General features: G+C 63.2%; 15 protein-coding genes and 4 tRNA genes. 13 read left to right on the plus strand and 6 right to left on the minus strand.

Annotation, left to right across the window (positions count from 1 at the left end):
- Positions 1-98: 98 nt before the first annotated feature.
- Positions 99-1,277: a rhomboid family intramembrane serine protease gene (locus HAHE_RS13155; RefSeq protein ID WP_338685065.1), complete on the plus strand. Its 1,179-nt coding sequence runs from the start codon at positions 99-101 to the stop codon at positions 1,275-1,277.
- A 16-nt stretch (positions 1,278-1,293) separates the two neighbouring features.
- Here HAHE_RS13155 and HAHE_RS13160 read toward each other — a convergent pair whose 3' ends face one another.
- The 3 genes from HAHE_RS13160 to HAHE_RS13170 all read right to left on the minus strand — a co-directional run bounded on the left by HAHE_RS13160 (position 1,294) and on the right by HAHE_RS13170 (position 5,417).
- Positions 1,294-3,663, minus strand: coding sequence for a tetratricopeptide repeat protein (locus HAHE_RS13160; protein WP_338685067.1), 2,370 nt, complete (start codon positions 3,661-3,663; stop codon positions 1,294-1,296).
- 501 nt (positions 3,664-4,164) lie between these two features.
- Positions 4,165-4,584 carry a biopolymer transporter ExbD gene (locus tag HAHE_RS13165; protein ID WP_338685069.1) on the minus strand — a complete coding sequence of 140 codons (420 nt, stop codon included), beginning with the start codon at positions 4,582-4,584 and terminating at the stop codon, positions 4,165-4,167.
- A complete protein-coding gene (locus tag HAHE_RS13170; RefSeq protein WP_338685071.1) occupies positions 4,584-5,417 on the minus strand; it encodes a MotA/TolQ/ExbB proton channel family protein in 834 nt (277 codons plus the stop codon). The genes HAHE_RS13165 and HAHE_RS13170 overlap by 1 nt, the downstream gene beginning before the upstream one ends.
- A 168-nt stretch (positions 5,418-5,585) precedes the next feature.
- On the opposite strand from HAHE_RS13170, the gene HAHE_RS13175 reads away from it, so the two are divergent.
- Positions 5,586-7,190, plus strand: coding sequence for a sulfatase-like hydrolase/transferase (locus HAHE_RS13175; RefSeq protein WP_338685073.1), 1,605 nt, complete (start codon positions 5,586-5,588; stop codon positions 7,188-7,190).
- A gap of 227 nt (positions 7,191-7,417) precedes the next feature.
- Positions 7,418-7,540, plus strand: a complete 123-nt coding sequence (locus HAHE_RS13180) for an SEC-C metal-binding domain-containing protein (protein ID WP_338685075.1) — start codon at positions 7,418-7,420, stop codon at positions 7,538-7,540.
- Between the two features lie 97 nt (positions 7,541-7,637).
- Here HAHE_RS13180 and gnd read toward each other — a convergent pair whose 3' ends face one another.
- Positions 7,638-9,071: a decarboxylating NADP(+)-dependent phosphogluconate dehydrogenase gene (gnd, locus tag HAHE_RS13185; protein ID WP_338685077.1), complete on the minus strand. Its 1,434-nt coding sequence runs from the start codon at positions 9,069-9,071 to the stop codon at positions 7,638-7,640.
- 71 nt (positions 9,072-9,142) lie between these two features.
- Here gnd and pgsA point away from each other — a divergent pair, with 71 nt between their 5' ends.
- From pgsA to nagA, 3 genes are all read left to right on the plus strand, one after another.
- A complete protein-coding gene (gene pgsA / locus HAHE_RS13190) occupies positions 9,143-9,766 on the plus strand; it encodes a CDP-diacylglycerol--glycerol-3-phosphate 3-phosphatidyltransferase (protein ID WP_338685079.1) in 624 nt (207 codons plus the stop codon).
- A 480-nt stretch (positions 9,767-10,246) separates the two neighbouring features.
- Positions 10,247-10,702, plus strand: a complete 456-nt coding sequence (locus HAHE_RS13195) for a transposase (protein ID WP_338685080.1) — start codon at positions 10,247-10,249, stop codon at positions 10,700-10,702.
- Between the two features lie 260 nt (positions 10,703-10,962).
- Positions 10,963-12,108, plus strand: coding sequence for an N-acetylglucosamine-6-phosphate deacetylase (gene nagA, locus HAHE_RS13200; RefSeq protein WP_338685082.1), 1,146 nt, complete (start codon positions 10,963-10,965; stop codon positions 12,106-12,108).
- 19 nt (positions 12,109-12,127) lie between these two features.
- Here nagA and HAHE_RS13205 read toward each other — a convergent pair whose 3' ends face one another.
- Positions 12,128-12,523 (minus strand): hypothetical protein, encoded by a 396-nt coding sequence (locus HAHE_RS13205; RefSeq protein ID WP_338685084.1) that lies wholly within the window; start codon positions 12,521-12,523, stop codon positions 12,128-12,130.
- 124 nt (positions 12,524-12,647) lie between these two features.
- On the opposite strand from HAHE_RS13205, the gene HAHE_RS13210 reads away from it, so the two are divergent.
- From HAHE_RS13210 to HAHE_RS13220, 3 genes are all read left to right on the plus strand, one after another.
- On the plus strand, positions 12,648-14,222 hold the full coding sequence (locus tag HAHE_RS13210) for a DUF4331 domain-containing protein (protein ID WP_338685086.1): 1,575 nt from the start codon (positions 12,648-12,650) through the stop codon (positions 14,220-14,222).
- A gap of 40 nt (positions 14,223-14,262) precedes the next feature.
- Complete coding sequence (locus HAHE_RS13215) at positions 14,263-15,504, plus strand: tetratricopeptide repeat protein (RefSeq protein WP_338685087.1); 1,242 nt, start codon at positions 14,263-14,265, stop codon at positions 15,502-15,504.
- Between the two features lie 66 nt (positions 15,505-15,570).
- Positions 15,571-17,019 (plus strand): hypothetical protein, encoded by a 1,449-nt coding sequence (locus HAHE_RS13220; RefSeq protein ID WP_338685088.1) that lies wholly within the window; start codon positions 15,571-15,573, stop codon positions 17,017-17,019.
- 1,006 nt (positions 17,020-18,025) lie between these two features.
- On the opposite strand, the gene HAHE_RS13225 is transcribed toward HAHE_RS13220, so the two are convergent.
- On the minus strand, positions 18,026-21,973 hold the full coding sequence (locus HAHE_RS13225) for an Ig-like domain-containing protein (protein ID WP_338685089.1): 3,948 nt from the start codon (positions 21,971-21,973) through the stop codon (positions 18,026-18,028).
- 120 nt (positions 21,974-22,093) lie between these two features.
- Here HAHE_RS13225 and HAHE_RS13230 point away from each other — a divergent pair.
- The 4 genes from HAHE_RS13230 (at position 22,094) to HAHE_RS13245 (ending at position 22,811) form a co-directional block, all read left to right on the plus strand.
- A tRNA-OTHER gene (locus tag HAHE_RS13230) sits at positions 22,094-22,168 on the plus strand.
- A gap of 184 nt (positions 22,169-22,352) precedes the next feature.
- Positions 22,353-22,426: transfer RNA gene (locus tag HAHE_RS13235), tRNA-Phe, on the plus strand.
- An 86-nt stretch (positions 22,427-22,512) separates the two neighbouring features.
- Positions 22,513-22,586 (plus strand) — tRNA-Asp (locus HAHE_RS13240).
- Positions 22,587-22,735: 149 nt separating this feature from the next.
- Positions 22,736-22,811 (plus strand) — tRNA-Arg (locus HAHE_RS13245).
- Positions 22,812-23,007: the final 196 nt, after the last annotated feature.

Genomic DNA, 23,007 nt, shown 5'->3' on the forward strand with positions numbered 1-23,007 from the left:
CGAAGGCTGATGCTGGTGCGGCACGTGCTGCACCCGGCCGTAGGTCGCAACGAACGGCTGACAGATTGTCGGTCGTGCGACGCTACAGATGTCCTGAGATGTCGATGGAATCCACCGTTCCAGTGCCGGTTTGGGCGCGTCCCGACGCTTTCGCGCGGGCTGGCGAAGGCTGGGGTTGGGTGGATCGCAAAGGCCGCCGTACGTCCGTGGGGAGTTTCGACGAGCTCTCGGCTGCGATCGTTGACGATGCCGGAGCGCGGGTCGACATGGTTTGGACGCCCCAGTCCGACTACCTCGTCCTGCCCGAGGAAGTTGCAGACCTGCATCCGGCGCTGAAGGCTGCGAGAATCCGTTGGGCCGAGTGGGAGATCTCCGAGGGTCGTCGTCAGATGATGCTGTTCGGGGCCATCTTCGCCGGGATCGCGATTTACTCGCTGGCCAGTGGCAGGGAAATGCTGGCCTTCGGGCCGCTGGGTCTGGCGGCGCTGCTGTTCATCGTTCTCGGTTTGATTCCTTGGTATCAGGGACGCAAGCGTCTCATCCGGGCCAGGCAGTGGGTCGAGGGAAGTCTGGAGATCGACGTCCCGGCCCTGCGTTTCGAGACGTGGCTGATTCATGAGAAGGCGCCGGTCACGAGGACGATGCTGTGGATTCTTGTCGCGGTCGGGCTCGTTCAGATCCTCGCTCCGGCGAACCTGATGGAGCAGGTCGACCGTGGCGGACTGACAAAGGTCGACGGTCGCCCGGCTGATTGGTGGCGGTTGGCGACGGCGCCGATGCTGCACGGCCACTGGATCCACTTTCTTTTCAATGCCGCGGCGCTGGCCTATCTCGGACGACGGATGGAGGTGCTGGTCCGTTGGCCGCACGTGGTTATGGTCTTCATCCTCGCGGCTTGGGTCGGAGGTGAGGCGTCGAGCCGGTTCATGCCCAACATGCCGTCGCTGGGAGCATCCGGGGGGTTGATGGGGATGCTCGGTTTCCTGCTCGTCTTCGAGTGGATGCATCCGGCGCTGGTTCCGGAAAGCTCACGCCGGCGGTTGCTCGCGGCGTTGCTCCTCACCGCGGCGATCGGAATCGGATTGTTCCGCTTCATCGACAACGGTGCGCACGGCGGCGGACTGGTCGCAGGAATGCTCTACGCCTTCGCCGTTTTTCCGAAGTCGTCATCGGCCAAGCGGCCGAATGAAACCGGGACCGACCGGATCGCAGGTTCGATCGGACTGGTGATGATCGCGCTCGCCGCCGCCTGGACGTGCTGGGTGCTTGTCCGTTGAAGTCCTGGGGAAACGCTCAGGGCTTCCACTTGGGATACTTCTGCTTGAGCTCCTGCCGGTATTTCTCGGCGTCGGCTCCCTTGCCGGATTTCTCCAGAGCATCGATGAGCTTGTAGAGCGCTCTCGGTTTCACCAACTCGTCGTTGTCGTCCATCAGTTGGACCGGGAGAATGTACGAGCGGACGGCTTCATCGGGCTTCCCTTGGGCCATCAGGATATCGCCGCGGAGCAGGTGAAGATTGGCTCCGACCCGACCCTCCGGGCGCAGTTCCAATCCGGCCTCAACCGCCTTCGTGGCTTCGTCGAGACGCTTGAGATTAACGAGGGCGCGACCCTTGTCGGTGAGGCCGTCGGCCCGCCATGCCGGATCCTGCTCGGCAGCCAGAGCGTGCTCGATCGCGGTCAGGGCGCCACCGGGATCGCCCGATTCGATACGGGCCTTGCCGAGGAAGCGCCAGACCTCCTTGACGACCAACTCCGGATTCTCGTCATCGGCGATGAGGTCGTAGAAGCGGGCGGCGTTGATGAAGTCCTTGGCATTGAATGCCTGGTCGGCGGCCCAGCGGACCAGCGGCTCGGGCAAGTCGCCGGCGTAGCTCATTTCGATCGCCTTGCCGACCTCGGTGATCAGAGGCTCAGGGTTCTTCTCGGCGAGGTGGACCAGGCACAGCAGCAGTCCTGCGTGCTTGGTGTAGAGGTCGGGAGCGAGTTCCCGGGCATTCTCAAGATAGGTCAACGCTTCGGCACCACGGCCGAGCTTCACCAATCCCCAACCGGCCCAGTAAGAGGCCTTGGCGGTGGCAGACGGGGCGGCCTCCTTCACGTTTCCGAGGAAGTCGCGATAGCACTTCACCATCGCGTCGAGCTCGTTCTGCTGCTTGTGGATCTCCGCGCTTTCCAGATAGGCGAGGCTCAACAGCTTCTCGTCCTTGGTGGTCTCGATGAGTTTCTGGAAGTCCGCCAGTGCCGAAGCCGTGCGGCCAAGATCCATCGATGCCCGGCCGCGGGCGGCGTAGGCCAGCGGGATGCGTTCGTCTTCGGGATACTTCTCGATGAAGGCATCGAGCGACTTGGCGGCACCTTCCGGGTCGCCGGCTTCCGACAGGCAACGGCCCCGCTTGTAGAGCATGCCGCGGCGGTTCTTTTCGGAAAGCGTCGCCGGGTCGATGTCGCGGTAGGCGTCGGCCGCTTCGGCAAGCTTCTTGTCCGAGTAGAGCGTCTCCGCCTTCATCAGGAGCGCGGTGTGGATCTTCGGATCGCGCGGATGCGTCTTCTGGTAGAGCTGGAGGAAGGCCTCGACCTGGTCGAGCACGTGGCGGCCCTCGATCCGGAAGAAGCACAGCAGGCGGAAGTACGTCGCCTCGAAAGCAAGGTCGGATTCCTTCGGCTGCAGCCGCTCGACTTCGCGGAAAAGCGGAAGGGCGTCGGCATTGCGGTCGAGCATCATGAAGGCGCGGGCGGCCAGCATCAGTCGCTGGGCCTCGCGCTCGCCCTCGCTGCGGTCGACACTGCGGCGGAAGATGCTGATGACGTCGTCGTAGCGCTTCTGGTCGAAGCGCGCGGCCATCATCGCGATCTGCGCGTCCGGCCGGAACTCCTCCATGCCGGAGGTGGTCAGGACCATCTCGAAGTAGAGGTCGGAGCGCTTGGCATCGCCCAACTTGGCCGCCACCGCGCCCGCCTGCAGCGCCGCCTCACCGCGCAACTCGAGCGAGGCTCGCGAGACCGCGACCTTGTCGAGCAGCTGGAGCGCTTCATCGAGTTTGCCTTCCTTCGACAACAGCTTGCCGTAGTCGATCCGGGCCTTGTCGAGATACGGGTTGTTCGGATCGCCGTCGCCGATGACGGCCTTGTAGTACGTCCCGGCCTGGCGGTCGCGGCCCTGGAGTTCGAAGCTCTTGCCGGTGTAATAAAGGCCCCGCTGCCGGTCGGTCGGATTGGTGGCGATCGAGGCGAGTTTCTCGAACAGGGTGGCGGCCAGCGCGTATTGGCGATTGTTGAAATGGTCGGCGCCGAGCTTGTAGGCGGCAGCGGCGGCGTAGCGGCCTTTGCCGAAGCGGTTGAGCAGCGAGTGGAAGCAACGCTTGGCGTCCTCGACACGGCCGATTCCGTAAAACGACTCGCCGAGATACCACCACGCGGCTTCGGCATTCGGGTGATCCGGGAACTGGTTCAGGTAGCGGCTGAAGCGGTCCGCCGAAATCCGGTAGAGGTCGAGCTGTGCGGCTCCGTTCGAGCGCTTCGCCGATTCGTAGACGTTGCGGGCGTGCTGGAACGAATCCTCGGCGGGATTTCCCTGCAGGGCAGGATCCACCGGCTGTGCCCGGGGCGCTTCCTGGGCCACCAGAACGGCCGGGAAGAGCATCAGGATCGCGAAACGAAGCATGGGTCGGAGTGTCGGGATTCGGAGGGCATTTGCAAGCCACGGGGCGATCCCGGTCGGCCCCGGATCGGGCGCGGACGCCTCGCCCCCTCTGGCTACTCAGCGGTCTCCGGGCCGTCGCTTGCGAAAGAAATGTGCCGGTGCCGGGGTTGCCGGACCCCGTAAACGGGGAACTACGAACCCTCGTGGCGGGCCAGTGATGTATGTAGTTCCTCCTTTAGGAGGCCTTTGGAGCCGCGTGGGAGGGTCCGGCGGTGGTTATTGTGGTGGCTTGCCGCAAGGGACCCCGTAAACGGGGAACTACAAACCCTGGTGGCGGGCCAGTGATGTATGTAGTTCCTCCTTTAGGAGGCCTTCGGGTGGGTGTCGAAAGGTCGGTGGTGGTTCCTTGCGGAGGCTTTCCGCATGGGACCCCGTAAACGGGGAACTACGAACCCTGGTGGCGGGCCAGTGATGTTTGTAGTTCCTCCTTCAGGAGGTCTTCGGAGGGCGTGGCGCAGCCGGTTACTCCGACGGCTGGGGCCGCTGGGTGGCGAACGAGATGTTCCAGATGCCGGCCTGCTGACAGGTGTCGATCACCTCGACAATTTCCTGAAACGGCGTGGTCGAGTCGCCACGCACCCGGACCGGCTGGTTCTCGTGCTGGGTCGCGATGGCCGAAAGCGTCTCCTTCAGTTGGGCCCGGGTCTTCGTTTCACCCCAAACCGACACGCTGCCGTCGGCGCGGACGTTGAGGACGATTTCACCGAGCACGCGCTTCGGATCGGCGCCTTCCTCGGACGTCGGGACGGCAATCTTGAGATCCATTTCGTCGCGCGAGAACTGCCACGTCACGATGAAGAAAATCAGCAGCAGGAACACGATGTCGATCATCGGTGCCATCTGCATCGCCGCGGGTTGCGGCTCTCGGTTCTGGAATTTCATCAGATGCCGTGAAGATCGGGACGGTCATCGGCGAGCGGTGAGGGGACCGGCATCGCATAGTCGTCGGCTCGGCGAGGCGCCGGAGCGGCTTCGCCGGCGGGACGCTGCCGCTGGACCTGCGCATGGAGCATCGCCATCAGGTGGGTCGTAGCGGCCTCGAGTTCGGAAACGTACTTCTGCACCCGGCCGCGGAAGAGCGAGTAGAAGACCAGCGCCGGGATTCCGATGGCGAGACCGGTGGCGGTGGTGACCAGCGCCTCCGACACGCCCGACGCGAGTTCCATCTGCTTCACGCCTTCGAATCCGCCTCGCGAGATGTGGAGGAACGACTGGATCATGCCGAGCACGGTGCCGAGCAGGCCGACCATCGGAGCGATCGAGCCGATGTCGGCCAGATAGGTGATGCGCGAGCTGAGCATGCCGGCCTGGCGCGAGCCCTCCGACTCGGCGATTTCCCGAACCTCCCCGAAGGTTGCCGAGCTGTTTTTGGTCATGAACTCGAGGCTCTTCTGGGTGATCCGGGCCATGCACTGGTTCTGCCGGTGGCTGTAGCTGATCAGCCCGAGGAAGTCGCGTTTGCGGATCATCGCCTCGGCGGTGTTCATGAAACGGTCGCTGACCACCGTGTTGCGGCGGATGGTCATCAGGTAGAGGAGAATCAGCACCATCGCGGCGACCGATAGCACCGCCAGCGGGTACATCATGATCCCGCCCTTCTCGACGATCTCCATGAAGTCGAACTCGCGTGGGATGATTCCCTCGGTTTCCTCAGCGGCGCGGGCGCTGGCGGATGTCAGCAGCCAGGCTGCCGTTGAAAATGTGAACCACCTCATGTGCGTCGGAATCTTAGCGTTGCAGGGGGGCAAGGCAAGAGCGCGGGGGGCGAGGCCCGCTACGGGACCGCGAAAGCCGATGTTTCAGCGGCCCTGTGCGTCAGGGGTTCTCCCGACCGGCCCCAAACGGAATTTGCCTTGTGCCGGGGCCGCTCGTTAGATCGGGCCATGGGAATGCGCAAGGTATGGAACGGGGCCGGCCGGGCTCTGGTGGTGGCTGGAATCGTCGCGGGACCGCTTTTCGCCGCGGACGGCAAGTTGCCGAATATCCTGATTATTTACGCCGATGACTTCGGCTACGGCGACTTGTCCTGCTACAACCCGAAGTCAGCCTACGAGACACCGCGTCTCGACCGGATGGCTGCCGAGGGGATCCGCTTCACCGACTCCCACAGTCCCTCGACGATCTGCTCGCCCTCGCGCTACGGGCTTTTTTCCGGGCAGCAGATCTACCGGTCGACCGGCCGCGGCGGCGGCGCGTTCGAAGGGCCGGGCGGTCCGAGTTATCTGAAACCCGGAACGCTCACCTTGGGAGACATGCTCAAGGAGAAAGGCTACCGGACGGGGATCTTCGGCAAGTGGCACGTCGGACTGACTTGGCTCGACGAGAATGGCGAGCGCCTTGGTGGCGGGTTCGAGAACTCGCTCAAGATCGATTACGAGAAGAGCACGCCGCTGGTCGACGGGCCGAACGCCCGCGGCTTCGACGAGTCATTCGTCACGCCGAACTGTCCGACAACCGATCCGCTCTACGTCTACATTGAAAATGGAATGGTGCCGGTCCCGGCCGACCGGCGCCACAAACGCGATACCCTGCCGAACCCCGGCGGCAAGTGGCGGTGGGACAACGACGAAGGCTGGAAGGCGCCCGGCTACGAGTTCGTGAAGGCGGACCTGATGTTCTACGACAAGACCAAGGAGTTCATCACCACCCATCGCAAGCAGCACCCGGATCAACCGTTCTTCGCGGTGTTCTCGACCCAGATCGCCCACGCGCCGGTACTGCCGGCGCCGGAGTTCGAAGGATCGACCGAGGCGGGACCGCGCGGTGATTTCGTGCGTGAGCTCGACACTTTGGTGGGACGGATGTTGGACCTGCTCGAACAGCTCGGGGTCGATGACGAGACGCTGGTGCTTTTCAATGCCGACAATGGTCCCGAAACACTGCACGTCGTCTGGATGCGCGAGGATCACGAGCACGATGCTTCGGGTGGCTGGCGTGGTGTGAAACGCGATGCGTGGGAGGGCGGACATCGCGTGCCGTTCATCGCCCGGTGGCCGGGGAGGATTCCCGGCGGGCAGGTCACCGACCAGATGATCAACACCACCGACATCTTCGCCACGCTGGCCTCGGTGGTCGGTTACCCACTGCCCGACAAGGCGGCGGTCGACAGTTTCGACCTGCTGCCGGTGATGATCGGCAAGCAGGAGTCCGGGAAGAGCGTCCGGCCGCATCTGCTCACACAGAGTTTCCGCGGCGAGTTCCAGATCCGGAAAGGGAAGTGGAAGTATCTCGATCACAAGGGTTCGGGCGGCAACAGCTACGACAAGGGCGAACTCGCGAAATACGCGTTGCCCGAGAAGGAACCTGATGCCCCGGGCCAGCTGTACGACCTCGAAAAGGATCCGGGCGAGACGACCAACCTGTATTTCAAGAACGAGGCGAAGCGAAAGGAGATGCAGGCGCTGCTGAAGGAGCTCAAGGAGAGCGGTCGCAGCGCTCCGACCGGCCGGGTGCCTCTCGGAATGGAGAATATTCCGAAGCTGAAGTAATGCTGAGCGGACCGCGCGAGCCCACTCGCGCCCCGGAGCCTTTGCCAACGAAGATGCGCGAGTGGGTTCGCGCGGTCCATGGCGCTTGACGGATGCGCTGATCGACCGGCAAATGACGCCTCAACCTAACAAGGAGGACGTCATGTACGAGAACGAAGACTACCAAGACCTCCCCTTTCTACGAGCGTTCCAGTAAACGCCGGAAGGGGTTCCCGTCCGAAACCCGCGTGAAGCGCGGCCACCGCGTGGTTCACGGTGACAAGGAACTGAGCGAGAAGCTCGGCCGCAATGATCCCTGTCCCTGCGGCTCGGGACGCCGGTTTCAAGGCGTGCTGCATGAAGTCGGGTGACTTCGACGGCACGCCGCGCGACCACTACTTTCAGGGAATGAAAAAACGGCCGGGGAACTCCCCGGCCGTTTGTGTGGATGGTTCGTGGTGAGCGCGATCAGCTGATCAGCTCGGGCCAGTCTTCCGTGTGGAAGAACTCGCCTTCCGGCTTGTCGATCCGCTCGTAGGTGTGGGCGCCGAAGAAGTCGCGCTGGGCCTGCAGCAGGTTGGCCGGCAGGCGCTCGGCACGGTAGGCGTCGTAGTACGACAGCGATCCGCCGAAGGACGGGACCGGGATGCCGTTGGTCGCGGCGAGTGCCACCACCTCACGCCAGTCCTTCTGACCCGAGTTCAGGATCTCGGTGAAGAAGGGAGCGAGCATCAGGTTGGTCAGGTCGGCATCGGCCTCGAAGGCCTCGGTGATGCGGTTGAGGAACTTCGCGCGGATGATGCAGCCGCCGCGCCAGATGCGGGCGATCGCGCCGAGGTCGAGACTCCAGTTCTTCTCCCTGCCGACCTTGGCGATCAGGTCGAGGCCCTGGGCGTAGGAAACGATCTTCGAAGCGTAGAGCGCGTTGCGGACCTTCGAGACAAGGTCTTCCTTGCTCATGCCGGAAAGCTCGAAGCCCCAGTTGTCGGGACCCTGGAGGATGCCCGAGGCATTCTTCCGCTGGCCGCGCATCGAGGAAATGATCCGCGCTTCCACCGAGCCGGCGATGGTCGAGAACGGAACGGCCTGCTCGACCGACTCCATCACGGTCCAGCGTCCGGTGCCCTTCTGGCCGGCCTTGTCGACGATCAGGTCGACGATGTCCTTACCGGTTTCGGGATCCTTCTGCTTGAAGATGTTCGCGGTGATCTCGATCAGGAACGACTCGAGGTCGCCGGCATTCCACTCGGCGAAGATGTCGGCGAGCTCCTCGTTCGAGAAGCCGGCGGCCTTGAAGATGTTGTAGGCCTCGCAGATGAGCTGCATGTCGCCGTACTCGATGCCGTTGTGCACCATCTTGACGAAGTGGCCGGCACCGCCGGGACCGATGTGGGTCACGCACGGCACGCCGTCGACCTTGGCCGAGATGCTCTCGAAGATCGGCTTCATGACTTCCCAGGTGGAAGCCGGGCCGCCGGGCATGATCGACGGGCCCTTGCGCGCGCCTTCCTCACCGCCGGAAACGCCGGCGCCGATGAAGCGGAGACCTTCCTTCGAGCACCACGCGTCGCGGCGCTCGGTGTCGGTGTAGAGCGAGTTGCCGCCGTCGATGATGATGTCGTCCTTGTCGAGCAGCGGGATGAGCGACTCGATGACCGCGTCGACCGGGCCGCCGGCCTTGACCATGATCATGATCTTGCGCGGCTTGGCGAGCGACTGGACGAAGCCCTCGAGAGTCGATTCGCCGACCAGTTGCTTGTCGGGGTGGGCGGACACGAATTCCTCCATGATGGAGGTCGTGCGGTTGTAAACGGACACCTTGAAGCCGCGGGACTCGACGTTCAGGACGAGGTTCTGGCCCATGACAGCCAGGCCGATGAGACCGAAATCACTGTTGCTCATAACGTTGTGCTGTATGACAGCCGCGGCGTAGTAGGGGACTCCCGGCTCCGGCGCAACCCCTTGTTGCCATCATGCCATGCATTCCCCACATTCGCGGCGTGAACCTCCCGAATGCGATCACTCTGTCGCGCCTGATTCTCGCCGCTGTCTTTGTTGTCGCGATGGGATTTGACGGCCTCGGGGGGAAAATGACCGCTCTGGTCAGCTTTTCCGTGGCCGCCGCGACCGACTGGCTCGACGGTTATCTGGCCCGCAAGATGGGCCTCGTGACCCCACTCGGCAAACTGCTCGACCCGCTGGCCGACAAGATCCTCGTCTGCGCCGCATTCGTCTTCATGTCGGTCGGTGGATTCGCCCCGGTCTGGGTCACCGCGGTGATCATCGCGCGGGAGTTCCTCGTCACCGGCCTGCGCCAGATCGCGATCGAGGCCGGCCAGGTGCTGGCGGCGGATCATCTCGGAAAGTGGAAGACGACCTTCCAGTTGATCTTCATCATCACCGCGCTGGTGTGGCTGGCGTTCTCCCGTCTGCCGGAGACCGGGCCGATTTCCGGACTGCTACTGAATCTTGCGCGTCCTGCCGAACTCGGCGGCTGGCTGATGCCCGCCTCGATGTGGCTGGCGCTGGCCCTGACGGTGATCTCCGGCGGGAATTATCTCTGGAGTGGCCGGAATTTGCTGAAGTCCGCCGGCTGACGGAGGTCAGGAATGGAGCGCCGGTTATGAAGCCGGCATTGAGCCGTAGTAACCCGAGGCAGGCGCCGAAGCCGAAGCCGAAGCCGAAGCCGAGAACGGTGGTCGGTGGTCGGTGGTCGGTGGTCGGTGGTCGGTGGTCGGTGGTCGGTGGTCGGTGGTCGGTGGTCGGTGGTCGGTGGTCGGTGGTCGGTGGTCGGTGGTCGGTGGTCGGTGGTCGGTGGTCGGTGGTCGGTGGTCGGTGGTCGGTGGTCGGTGGTCGGTGGTCGGTGGTCGGTGGTCGGTGGTCGGTGGTCGGTGGTCGGTGGTCGGTGGTCGGTGGTCGGTGGTCGGTGGTCGGTGGTCGGTGGTCGGTGGTCGGTGGTCGGGCGTTTGAAACCCAACGGGTTTCCGTATTGCAGCCCAAGGTTGAGGCGCAGCCTCTACCTTGGGTAACTTCCGTGCGATCCAATCAACCCCAACGGGGTTGTGTCCTCCCCCGCCATGCCCCAGTCGCTTTCCGAAGTTTATGTCCATCTCGTCTTCTCGACGAAGGAACGCTTCCCGTTTTTCTCGAACCCGGGGCTCCGCGATGAACTTCACGCCTATCTCGGAGGTGTCTCGAAACAACTTGGCTGCCCGACTTTGGTCGTCGGCGGTGTGGCCGATCACGTTCACCTCCTGGCGCGCCTCGGTCGGGACGTCCGCCAGTCCGATTGGGTGAAGGAGTTGAAGCGGGTGTCGAACCAGTGGGTAAAATCCCGACTGGGAGCCGACTCCAAGTTCGCGTGGCAGGCGGGATACGGGGCCTTTTCCGTCAGCCAGTCGATGATTGGCGAGACGACGGAATACATCCGCAAGCAGGAGGAACACCACCGGCAGACGACGTTTCAGGACGAATACCGCGCGCTGCTCCGGCGATACCAGATCGAGTGGGACGAGCGATACGTTTGGGACTAGGCGGGGCAGAACCCCGTTGGGGTTCGAGGATCAAGGGCCTCTGGGGTGACCCCGGGTTGCGAGAACCCGGGGCTGCAGGCTAAAACCCCGTTGGGGTTTGGGAATCGTGTGGCTCTCATGTGACCCCGGGCTGCAAGAACACGGGGCTGCGAGCCGACATTCCGTGGAGGGATGAAATGCAGCTTTTTGATATGAAACGCACCTTCCAACCTTGTCCTTGACGTCTTATGACGCCATCGGGAGCATTTCCGGACACTTCCATGAGCCTGCTGATCCAGAACGCCCACCTGATTTCCCCGGACCGTGAGATCGAGTCGGGGGCGCTGTTGATTGAAGACGGCAAAATCGCCGGCGTGGTGGAGGGTGAGGCTTTGGGGCCGGCCGAGACGGTGATCGATGCCGGGGGGCGGATGGTGATGCCGGGCTTCTTCGACATCCACTGCCACGGCGCCGACCGCCATGATGTCTGCGACGATTCGCTCGAAGGCGTCCGGCATATCGCCAAACGCAAGCTCCAGGAAGGGGTGACAACCTGGCTGCCGACCACCCTTACCCAGCCGAAGGACAAGCTTCAGAGCATTGTGACCACGGTAGCTATGTATGCGGCGGATCCCGAGTTCACGCGTTGCCCGGGACTGCACATCGAGGGGCCCTTCATCAATGTGACCAAGGCCGGTGCGCAGAACCCCGAATTCGTCCGTGAACCGGACTTCGACGAACTCGCCGCTCTGCACGCCATCGCTCCGGCATTGATTGTGTCGGTGGCGCCGGATGTCCCGGGGGCGATTGAATTCATCCGCCAGGCATCGGAGGCCGGCATCACCTGCTCGGCCGCCCACACCGCCGCTACCGCGGCTCAGGTGTTCGAGGCGAAGGATGCCGGGCTGACCCACCTGACCCACTTCGGCAATGCGATGACGCCGCTGCACCACCGCGAGATCGGGGTGGTGGGCGCCGGTCTGCTCGACGACGAGCTGATGATCGAGCTCATCTGCGATACCATCCACCTCTGCCCGGACATGCTGCGGCTGCTTTTCAAGCGGGTGCCGATCGAGCGGCTGATGATGATCACCGACTCGATGGCCGCATCGTGGATCGACAAGGGCGAGGTGATGCTCGGTGGGTTGGAAGTGGTCGTGGCTGACGGCGTCGCGCGACTCAAGGAAGGTGGAGCACTCGCCGGTTCGGCGCTGCGTTTCAACCACGGACTCAAGCATGTGGCGGAGCTGACCGGTCAGCCGCTGCACCAATTGGTCAAGGCAACCTCGTGGAACCAGGCGCGATCGCTCGGACTCGAAGGTTTCGGCAAACTCGAACCCGGCTACCATGCCGACCTCGCCATCCTCGACTCCGACTTCTCGGTCTGGAAGACACTGGTGGGTGGCGAGGAGAGAGGGTGCGCTTGAGTGCGACCTTCGGCGATCCCTAGCGTCGCGGCCGATCGGTCAGCAGCACCGCCATCGCCTCGCCGTAGATCGCGGCATCCTCGCCGTCGGGGTCGAGACCGGCTGCCAGCGCATCGCGAATCTCCGCAGAGAGTTCGATGATGCTGCGACGGTTTTCGGCGGTGGTGTTGTAGGTTTCGAAATGAATCCGCCACTCGGCTTCGGTCAGTGCGGCCGCGCGGGTCGCGCTCATCGGTTCGGGAATCGCGGTCGGGAGCTGACTTGAAGGACGGTCGGAGCGTGCGGCGACGGACGACGGCTGCAGATCACGCCGACCGGATTCCGCGGATCTATCCGGCGAGTTGAGAAGCATGACGGCGAGGGCGACAAGAAGCATGCCGCCGATCAGGCAAAGGTTGGAGAGGGTCGGTCGCATCCGGTTCAAGTAACGCGATTCACATTCGTTTGGATTCGGTGAATCCGGATTTGAGGAACCTTCGTTGCATGAGGGTGAAGGACGCAGCGGTCTGCTGCCCTCGCAACCCGACCCGAAAGATTCCATGAACACCAAACGACTCGAACTGAATCCCTCCCGCAAGCTCCGCCCCGTCCGCTACGCCGGCGCGTTGCTCGCATTGACCGGATTCGCCGCGGCCTCCAGCCACAGCGATGCACCTCTGATCAAGCAAGACCCCCAAGCCAATCTCACCGACGTCTATGCCTTCATCGGCACGAAGTACGACGAACCCAGCACCGAAGTTCTGAATGTGATCGTGAGTGTCCGCCCGTTTTCCGATCCGGGAGACGGACTGATCTACGACCGCTTCGCCGACGATGCGCGCTACAGCATCCATATCACCGATCCGGTGACCGGTGAGGAAACGATGCGCTACGACTTCGAGTTCTCCTCGGTCACCGACGGCATCAAGAATCCGGATACGATCCTGTCGTACGGGCTCGGCACCGCCGCCGGGCCGATCGGCATGATCGGTGATGCCCAGCAGAACTACACGCAGACCTACTCGGTGATCGAAGAGAAGCCGTCGGAAGCGCGGGCGCGCCGGCGCGGATTCTTTGGGTTCTTTTCGTTCTTCGGTCAGCGTGGCGGCCGGGTCCAGATGAACTTGCTGGGCGACGATCTCCCGGTTGCGCCGCCCAACGTCGGTCCGCGCACGACTCCGGCCTACAACGGTGAGGACGGGCTGGCGGTTTCCGGCGCGACATCCGAGATGGAGCTGGATTCGTTGACCGCCCAGGCGGTGAGCGAGCTTTCCAACGGAGTGGTCGCGTGGGCCGGTCCCCGGGAGGACGGATTCTTCGCCGACACGCCGGGAATCTTCGACCTGCTCGATCCACGGATCATCGACAACGACGGTGATGGTATGGACGGACTCGGTCAGGACGGCGGCGGTGTTGACGGATTCAAGGGCTTCAACGTGCTCAGCTACGGGATCCAGATTCCGCTCAGCGAACTCGAGCCGGCCGCCTTCGCGAACCCTTTCCTCGGTGCCCAAACCGGGGTCGGTGTCTACGCTTCCGTGAGCAGGAAAAGGGTCACGCTCATCAGCGACGACGGAGCACCTCGCTCCAGCGGACCGTGGGTCCAGGTCAACCGCCTTGCCAATCCGTTGTTCAACGAGGTTCTCGTGCCGCTCCGCGACAAGGACAACTACAACCGCACCGAGCCGGAGAACGACGATGACTATCGTACTTACGCCGAGAACTCGGAGCTCGCGTTCCTGATCAACTTCGTGCTGTTCGAGGATCCGACCGGGCAGGCCCCGCTGGTGACCTCGGGTCGGGCGGATCTCGCCGCGGTTTACATTCCCGATGTCATTCGGGTGGACACGACGACCGGACCGGTTCTGTTGCCCGGCCAGGACGGGTTCAATCGCCTGAGCGTGCTCGGTGGCGATGCCGGCGGCTGGCCGAACGGCCGTCGTCCCGGGGACGATGTGGTCGACATCGCGCTGTCGGCGGTGGCAAGCGGTCCCGACTACACCGACGAGAACATCGTCGTCGGCGACAACGTGCCGAAGAACGACCAGCTCTACAACCAGGTCTTCCCCTATCTCGGGACACCCCATGCGGGTCCGACCGTGAGTCAGCGGCAGACCCCGATGCCCGAGAACTGATCCTGCTCCGTCGCTGCACACCCCGAGCTGTAAGCATACGATGAACAGAGTGCTTTTGTTGGCATTGGTAGTTGCCGCGGTTTTCGCGTCGGGCCATGCGCTCGGCGCGGAAACCGCATCCGAACCCGTGGCTCGCGGCGACCGTCTGATGCAACAGGCCCGCGACCGAGTGGGACACGACTTCGCGGAGGCCGAGAAGGCCTACCGGGAGGCGCTTGAGTCCGATGCGGATGATCCGCAGGCCCGCTTGGGGATGGCTTGGGTCAGAAACTCACAGCACCGCTTCGCCGATGGAGAGAAGTGGGCGAAACGGGCGCTGGAAGTCGATCCGAACCTGCAACAGGCCCATGCCTTGATCGGGGATGGAGCGGTCGAACTGGGCGACTACGAAAAGGCCTTCGATCACTATCAGAAGGCGCTCGATCTCCGCACCGACCTCGGAACTCTCGGGCGTGCTGCGCAGCTGCTGTGGCTGACGGGCAAGCCCGAGCGGGGCCGCGAACTGATGGAGCGCGCGGCGGCCATGGGTGGTCCCTATCCGGAGAATGCGGCATGGTGCCTTGCCGAACTCGCTAACATGCAGCGCCTCGCCGGTGACATCGCGGCCGCCGAGAGGTCGGCCGAGCATGGGATGCGACTGGCACCGAAAAACCCGCGCGTGCTTGTTGCGATGGGGGCGGTGCGTGCGAACCAGAAGCGTTACGCCGAGGCGATCGAGTGCTACGAACGTTCGGTCGAAATCGAGCCGACCCATCCCGCGCTGGCGTCGCTCGTCGATCTTTACACCCTGATCGGGAAACCGGAGCGTGCGCGGGAATGGTCGGGCAAGGTAAGGGCGTTCCATGGTGCTCACGATCATTCGCATGGCCATTCCCACTCCCACGGAGCCCACGGGCACGGGAGCCACGAGCTGGCGAAGTTTTTGGCCGACCAAGACCTGCGAATCCACGATGCCCTCCATGAGGCGGAACATGCCTACGAGGCGTTTCCGAACGTGAAGTCGGCCGACGCTCTGGCGTGGTGCGCTTTCAAAGCGGGCAAGCTCGAGTTGGCTCGACGCATGATGACGAAGGCCCTGGAGCGCAAGACTCCGGATCCGGAGTTCCACTATCACGCCGGACGGATCGCGGCAGCTTCCGGACAGCATGCCGAAGCATCGGATCATCTCGATCGTGCCCTCGAACTGAACCCGAATTTCCATCCGATCCATGCGGAAATCGCACGGGAGGAACTGGACCGGCTCAAGTCGCTTCCGGCTGCGAAGTCGGGACGAGAGAAATGATTTCCCGGTAGCTTTGAATAAGCGGGCGGCGGCGAACGACTCACTCGGAGTTCGTTGAACCGCCCCATGAAGTCATTTGTCGTCCTCCTTGCCGGCTGCGTCTGCGCAGCATCACCGGGCTACGCTGCTCGGACCTTGGAACAGCACGAGATCCGGATGGATCGGGAGTTGTTGATCACCGCGCCGGAAGTCGTCGATTCCGAGATGGCATTCTATCCGGGGCCTTGGTCGTTCGGTCACCTGATGGAAGAGGCCTTCGGCAAAAGCGAAGCGCCGACGGTCGTGCTGAGGTGGCTTGAGGAATGGGCGAGCGGCCGGCCGGCGGCTGCGGAGGATCCTGCGTTGGTGACGGCACGTCCCGGAGTCACGAGCAAGATCATCGAGTCTTGGAAGCGAGCCGATGGCTATCAGGTTGGGCCATTGGCATGGAGTCCGAGACTTGAGAATGCGCCGTTCCGTTTGCTCGCGATCGTGAACCGGATGGATCTCGGTCGAGTTCCGGTGGAGGAGGCCGTGCGTCCGGCGTTCGGACCGTGGGGTGGGGGGAGCGACAGCGATGTCGAGAGTCTGATGGGAGAGGGGCGGTTGGTCTTTTGTACCGTGGATGCCCAAGGCCGGCCGCTGGAGGGAGGATTGACCGTGATTTTCGAATACGGCCTGCAAGGGACGACCGATCAGCACCGGATCGATTGGGCTCTCGCTTGGCACCAACTGGGTGAGATGGGTGATCTGGATGCAACCTATCGGGCCAGCCTTGCGAAGGTCACGCGCCTGTTCACCGACCGGGTCGATGCCGATGCGAACCACGCTCTCGGCAACGGGGATCGCCCCCGTTCACCTGTCGAGCGGATCCCGAGGAAGGAAACGACCCAACTCATGCGGGTGCGGACCAATGATGGGGCTTTGGGCAAGATCTGGGAGTTTCGAGAGTGGCATCCGGACGAGGAGGGCTTCCTGAAGCCAGCGGTGCTCGCAGGGTCGCCGGGTGAGGAATTCTTCGAGCGCGGAAGCAAACCGAACCGGATGCTGACCCGTTGGCTGAAACGTGAGGTTTCGGAGATCCGCACGAACCCGGACCCGGAGTTGCGGGAGCTTCCCGATGCCTTCGAACTGCCCCATTCCTTTTCCGCGAATGGCGAGTCGTGGAAGACCGCGACGCTGGTCGCTGTCGTGCCGGACAACGACGCCGAGGCTCACTGGGACGGATGGGGCCTCAGCGACTCCGAGGTCAGGCGAACGCTTTCGATGCAGACCTGCTGCGGTTGTCATTGCGGGGATACCGGCAGCGTTTTCTTCCATGTGGCTCCGCGGAAGGAGGGCGAGCCGGCGGACCTGTCGCCATTCCTCCGCACGGATGGCAGCCGTCTCCGAATCCGCGACCCTGCCACCGGCCGCGGTTTCGTATCGACCGCAATGGAGGATCGGGTCGAGATGTTCCGTTCGTTCCTTTCCCCGGACCTGAGGTCCTCCGAGATTCGCGAGATGCAGGTCAGCCGGCGTCTGCGGGTGCACTGAGATGAGGTTGCTCCCGGGTCTGCCGGTTTCGTGCCGCTTCCGGAGCGCCGCTTCGGGAATTGATATATTTGAGATATAGTATTGACGGAAGATATATCTTCAGCAAGTATCCGCGCACTTCGAATCCACCTTCAATGAACTCCTTCACCAACGCACACAGCTTGCAATCGCTCCGGGCGCTTTATCCCGGCGGCGGCCTTGTGTGCCGTGCCGCCTTTGCGGGGCTGGAGCGCAAGCCGGGTTCCGCAGCGGAGCCTGGAGCTTCGATTCAGGACCCGAGTGGCGCGATGGAGGATGATCAGGGCAGTGGTTCGCCCTAGAAATACCGTATTTTCAAGGATTTCTTCGAACCCTGCCTCCTTCCGGAAGCGGGGTTTTTTGTGTCTCCACGTTTCTTCGATTCTCAATCCAAACGAACTTTTCACGAATCACGGGATCCGATCCCTGAACCTGATTTTCAAATAGCCTGCCGAACCGACAGTCGACCGGAACCGTTCCGGTCATCGACGAACGGATCACGGATCATGAAAGCAAGCGCTTCTCGCGCGTCGCACAGACGCTCCGAAGTTATGCTTTCCGATCCGACGGGAGAGTTATGTCTCATAACAAGAGATATACCATTGCTCTCCCATGCGGGCGCTCCGAATGGCTTTCTGGGAGGTGTGCCGACGAAACACCGAAACGTCCGCCGGGAAATCCCGCGGCTACGGCCCTCCCCGGGCGGTAAGGGTGATCATTCCCGAAATTGGTATGTATCCGTGGGGTGGTCGCCGTTCAACCGGATGGCGGCCGCCCCATAGGACCCGGGTGCGCGGCGCACCGGGAGGTCGGACCGTCCGCGAAAGCAACGCAAGAGGCGGCAAGTTCCGCCCCCGGTGCCCTGCGGACCCGGGTCAGAACGGATCCGTCAGAGGGGGAGCATGTTCCATAGGGGCGACGCTGCCTTGCAAGCAGGGTGTGGCGGGTGCAAGTCCCGTATCCTCCACCAATTTTCCCAAGAAGTGCCTCAGCGGACGACGAAGCGCCAGAAGAGGTTGTCGAGCGAGAGGTCGAAGTCGTATTCAGTCTCGACGTCGCTGTTACCCAGCACGGTGGATCCGACGAGCGTGACTTCCGTCGTCAGGGCCGTGGCGGTTTGCCAGCTTCCGGGTGCCAGCGTTTCGCTGAACTCGATCTCGACCGTGTATCCGTCCTCCGCCGCGTCGCTGGACGTCGTCACCGTGAGGCTGCCGTCCGGTTGGAGTTGCGGCGGAGTCGCTTGTCCGAGCGCGAACTCGACGAGATCCGGTATCCCATTGAAGTTCGAGTCACCCAGCGGGTTGACCGGCGCTCCTTGGGATTCCGCCCACGACTCGTAGTTCGTGGGAACGAAGGCCATCTCGGCCTGATCCATGATGGGCGAAGTCGTGGCAACCACCGTGTCGTCGATCCGGAACTCGAATTGGAACCCGTATCCACTCGGCAGTGCCGAGAGGTCCAGTTGCGCCGGGGTGAGGGTAACGACCCGGATGTAGCCCGCCGTGTGGTCATACTGCTCGGCCACCGGTTGCCACGCGGTCCACTGGTCGATGGTGCTGTCGCCATCGGTATCGACGCCGGCCCTCGCTTCCACGCCGTCCACCCACGGGCCCGGACTGACAAAGTCGGTGCTCTGCTGGGTGATGAGATAGAACTGGCCTTCGGCGAAACCCACCGTCGGGTCCGGGTGACCTGACCCGAGCGAGCCGACCAGATCGAACTCCTTGTAGATCGAGTCGCTGGTGAAGCGCGCCACCTTGATGCCGGCGCCCACTTCGTCGTAGTCGCCGAAGAGGTAGAACCTCGAACCGATCTTGATCGCCGTCCAATCGCCGAACGCATCCTGCTCCGGCGTGTGGATCTCGTAGCTGATGTTCGGAACGTTCGGATGGTTGTAGGTGCCGAACGTGCCGGTCGGAGTCGTCCGGTGGTCGACCGGATAAGGATGCTCGTGCGCGTAGAAACCGGTCAGTCCGTCGCTGCTCGACGTGTGCCCGGCGAGTGGCGAGTCCCACGAATGGGTCGAGGCGTTGATCGGACTCCAGTCCTCGTAGATCAGGTGGAAGAGGTCGTCGGTGTCACTGCGGATCAGGGCACAATCCGAACCGCTCGCGGATTTCACGAATGCGGAGCCGAGATCGGTGCCGACGACGCCGTCGTCGAGGTCGCTGTCCTTGAACAGCCGCGGCGTGTGGTCGTTGAAGTAGTCAGAGTAGATGTAAAACTCGCCGTCCTTGTATTCGGCCGACGTGACCCAGCGGCCGGTGGTCGGTGGGGTGACCGGACCGCGCTCGGTCCAAGTAGTCATGTCGGTGCTGTGCCATGCGTGGTAGCCGCCGGTGCCACCCAAACCGAGGAAGTAATAGTTGTCGTTGCCCACGGGAACGAGAACCGGCGCGTCGCCCGCGCCAGCGGGGCCGACATTGGCAACCCCGGTCCAGTTGTCCCACACGGGAGACTGCGCGAGCGTCAGTGAGGCGGGCCGGCGGCGGATCGGGTAGCTCGCCACGATGCTGGTGAACTGGGACGAATCGGCGGTCGGGGTTACGAGGCCGTCAACGATCGTGAGATTGCTCGTGGTGTCGGTGCCGGAATTCCATGTGAACTGGTCGTCCAGCGTCCAGCGTGCCCCGAAGTCCGAGTTGCACTGGGTGACGAGCGTGTTCGAAACCGGATTGGTGGCGCTGTCGCCGTCGAGATCGGTAACGGAGCCGGCTGGCAGGGTCACCGAGACTGCTCCGGGAGCATTCGCAGTGATGGTGGTGGAAAACCAGCGCCCGCTGCCGGTAGTTCCGGATGCGGTGCCGTTGGTAATCTGGAAGTCGCCATCAGCAAGACCGGTAACTTCTTCCGAGAAGGTAAGGAAGACCTCGTAGCTGGTTTCCGCGGTTGCATTCACACCATACAACGTGGCCTCCGGCAGGTCGGGCGGCGTGTAGGTGACGATCAGGGTGTTCGAGGCGCTGTTGGCGTCCAATCCGGTGTTCGTCACGGTCCCGGCCGGGAGATTGACCTGCACCGCACCCGCTGCGGTCGGAGTCACTTCGAATGACCACGTGTCGCCGCTGCCGCTCAGGCTGGAGGCGTTCACGCTACCGTTCGTCACGTTGAAGTCCGACTCCTCAAGTCCGATCACGGACTCCGAGAAGGTCAGGTCGACCGTAAACGGGCCGCTGACCGATCCACTCGCGGTTGCAAGGGTGGCGGTCGGTCCGGGAGGTGCTTCGACCACGAGGATCGCGTTGAAATGCACGTTGCCGAAACCGTTGGCGATGTGGCTGAGAGGAACCGACGGTCCGACCGCGGTGAACGACCCGATCGCATGCTGTCCCCAGCCGGAACCGGCGGCCGCGACGTCCACGTTGCTCGGCGTCGGTTGGCCATCGCCAAAGGTCATGACTCGCGAGCTGTAGGCGGCCCGTTGGTCGTTGTAGAATACCTGAACCAAGTAGTTCGTTCCCGCGCTAAGCCCGCCGATGGTCTGGAGTCCGTTGGTGATTCCGCTTTCGGAGTCGGCGAACGACTTGAGAACCGTATCGAAGTCGGTGTCACCGGTACTTGTCGCACCCTCCGAGATGTCGGCGGTCACGCGGGCTCCCGGAGTCGGCTCGAACGCCAGGTCGCTGTAGTCGACCTCGGCGAAGGTGTAGTTCGAGGTCCCGCTGGCTCCGCCGTTGCTGACGGTCGCGCCGACGCCGGCGCTCAGGGCCGTCACCAGGGGTCCTTCCACCAGCTGGCTCTTGCCGGTGGTGTCGGTCGCCGGCCCCCAGGTGATGGAATTCGGATGAGCCTCGAAGGCGATCTCGATTCCGTTGATCGAGTAGCCGTTGCCGCTGCCCGTTCCGACGATGGCTGCGGATGTCGAGGGGACCATGTCGTTGCGCATCGCGGCGCTGGTGTCGCCACCGCCCGCTCCATCCGCCTTGACGCCGTTGATGGAAGCGCCATCGCCTGTGGTTTCGTTTCCGAGATGGACCGCGACAATCCGCAGGTCCGCGATCGTGCGTCCGGCAAGATCCCCTTGCAGATCGGAGAGCACGAACGAGTCGAGCGTGATCGAGTCACCGGGCGCGATCAGCGAAGGGTCGCCGGAACTGTCACCGGTTCCGAAAGCTCCTTTGCCGCCGCGACGGATGTTGGTGCGCGAACCTGTGGCGACGAAGCTCACGTCGAAACTTCCGGAAAGGCCGCCACGCGACCACGGAACGTCGTTGAGACTGAAGTCGGTGGTGGGTCCGAAGGTTTTCGGCGAGGCGAAGGTGCCGTTCGACTCGTTCAGACCGAGTCCGTCGACATCACGGCCGCTCAGGTCGAGCAGGGCGCTTGTGAAAACGTCGGCCGACGGGACTTCACGAAGCTGGTAGGCGCTGATGTGCGCGTTGCCGAACCCCGGGGAGTCGAGGGTGAGGGTCTGCGACGTTCCATCCGCGATGAAGGTGCCGATCGCATATTGGTCATTCAGATCCACCGTGCTTGGAACGGCTTCGCCATCTCCGACCGGGGTGACCCGCGTGTCGAAGGCCGCGCGGTCGTCGACGAACCAGACCTGCACTTCGTAGGTTGAGCCGACCGTCAGGTTTCCGCTCCCGATGGATATGCTGACGAGGTTGGTGCCGCCGCCGAAATCCACATCCTTGAGAAGATTGAGGTAGGGGTTGTCACCTCCCACCCCTGCCGTCCAGAAGTCATCGGCTGTTCCGTTGCCGCCCGGCAGGATGGTGTCGACTCCGACAAACGGCACGCTGTTCACCACCGGTGTGGCGGGTGTGTCCAAAGCGCCCTGGGCATTGAAGGCCTCGACGAGGAATCCGTTGGTCGAGACATCGGCCGAGTTGCCGGGACCGGTCGAGACAGCGGTAGCGGGACCCCACGTGATGGGGGCGGCGGGGAGAAGGCATGCAAGACAGGTCGAGATCCCGAGGATTCCGTATTTCATGGGTTTTGGCGGCTTGGGTTGATGGGAGGATCGAAGCCAGAGGGTTAGCCTATCAGCCGCTCTCCGTAGGGATCAAGGCTCCAGTCGGATGTGGGCGCGGTCGCACTATAGATTTTCAAATGCGGGGAGAGTGTTGGTTCTCCAGAGGGTTTCATAAGCCCTTCGACACGGGTTCGATTCCCGTCCCCGCGACCATTTTCAGAGGGGTCGCTCCGGTCAGCAGACTGTAAACCTGCCGTCGTAAAAGAAGTCCGGAAGGCGACGAGTGGCGCGATACCACCGGCCCCTACCAACTCCAGCGTAGCTCAATCGCAGAGCATCCGCCCGATAAGCGGACGACCCCGGGGCAGTACCGGGCGCTGGTACCATTCTGACTTTCGGCTGGGTAGCTCACGCAGGAGAGCGCGGTCTTGAAGACTCCGAGGGCAGGGTGCGACTCCCGTCCGGCCGCCATGGCGTGCAAGCATTGCAGGTGATGTGTCCGGCTTCCAACCGGAGGAACGGGGTTCGATACCCCGGCACGCTACCTCTTTCCATCGGGTCCATTGGTGCAGAAGCAGCACACCTGTTTGTCAGGCAGGAGGCGCCGGAGCGTTACCGGCATGGACCGCCAGTTTAGATTTGGAGTGCGGTGGCAGAACCCCGGCAGGGGTGGCGACACCGCTTTTCGAGCGGCTCTCGAGGAGGTGTTGCCCGAGCGGACCGCCCCCAAAGCGGCGCCGCCGGTCGAGGACTCCCTCTGCCGCCGCACTCCAAATCCATACCCTTGTAGCTCAAGCGGATCCAGAGCACCCGGCTACGAACCGGGAGGTTGCAGGTTCGAGTCCTGCCAAGGGGACCTCTTTTCAAGAATGCATGCGTAGTTGCCCTCGCTCCGCTCGGGCCATGCAGAAGTCCAGCCTCCTCCTCCGGAGGCTGAGAGTTGTTGTTGCCGCATTCAACGGCAGAGGCAACCGGCTCCGTCCCGCTCTGGTCGGGGAGAGCTAACCGGACAAGCGAGCCGGACACGTTTGCTAAACGTCGGGTCCCTTCGA

Origin of the sequence: Haloferula helveola, assembly GCF_037076345.1 — a bacterium.
In the GTDB taxonomy this organism is placed as follows: Bacteria; Verrucomicrobiota; Verrucomicrobiia; order Verrucomicrobiales; family Akkermansiaceae; genus Haloferula; species Haloferula helveola.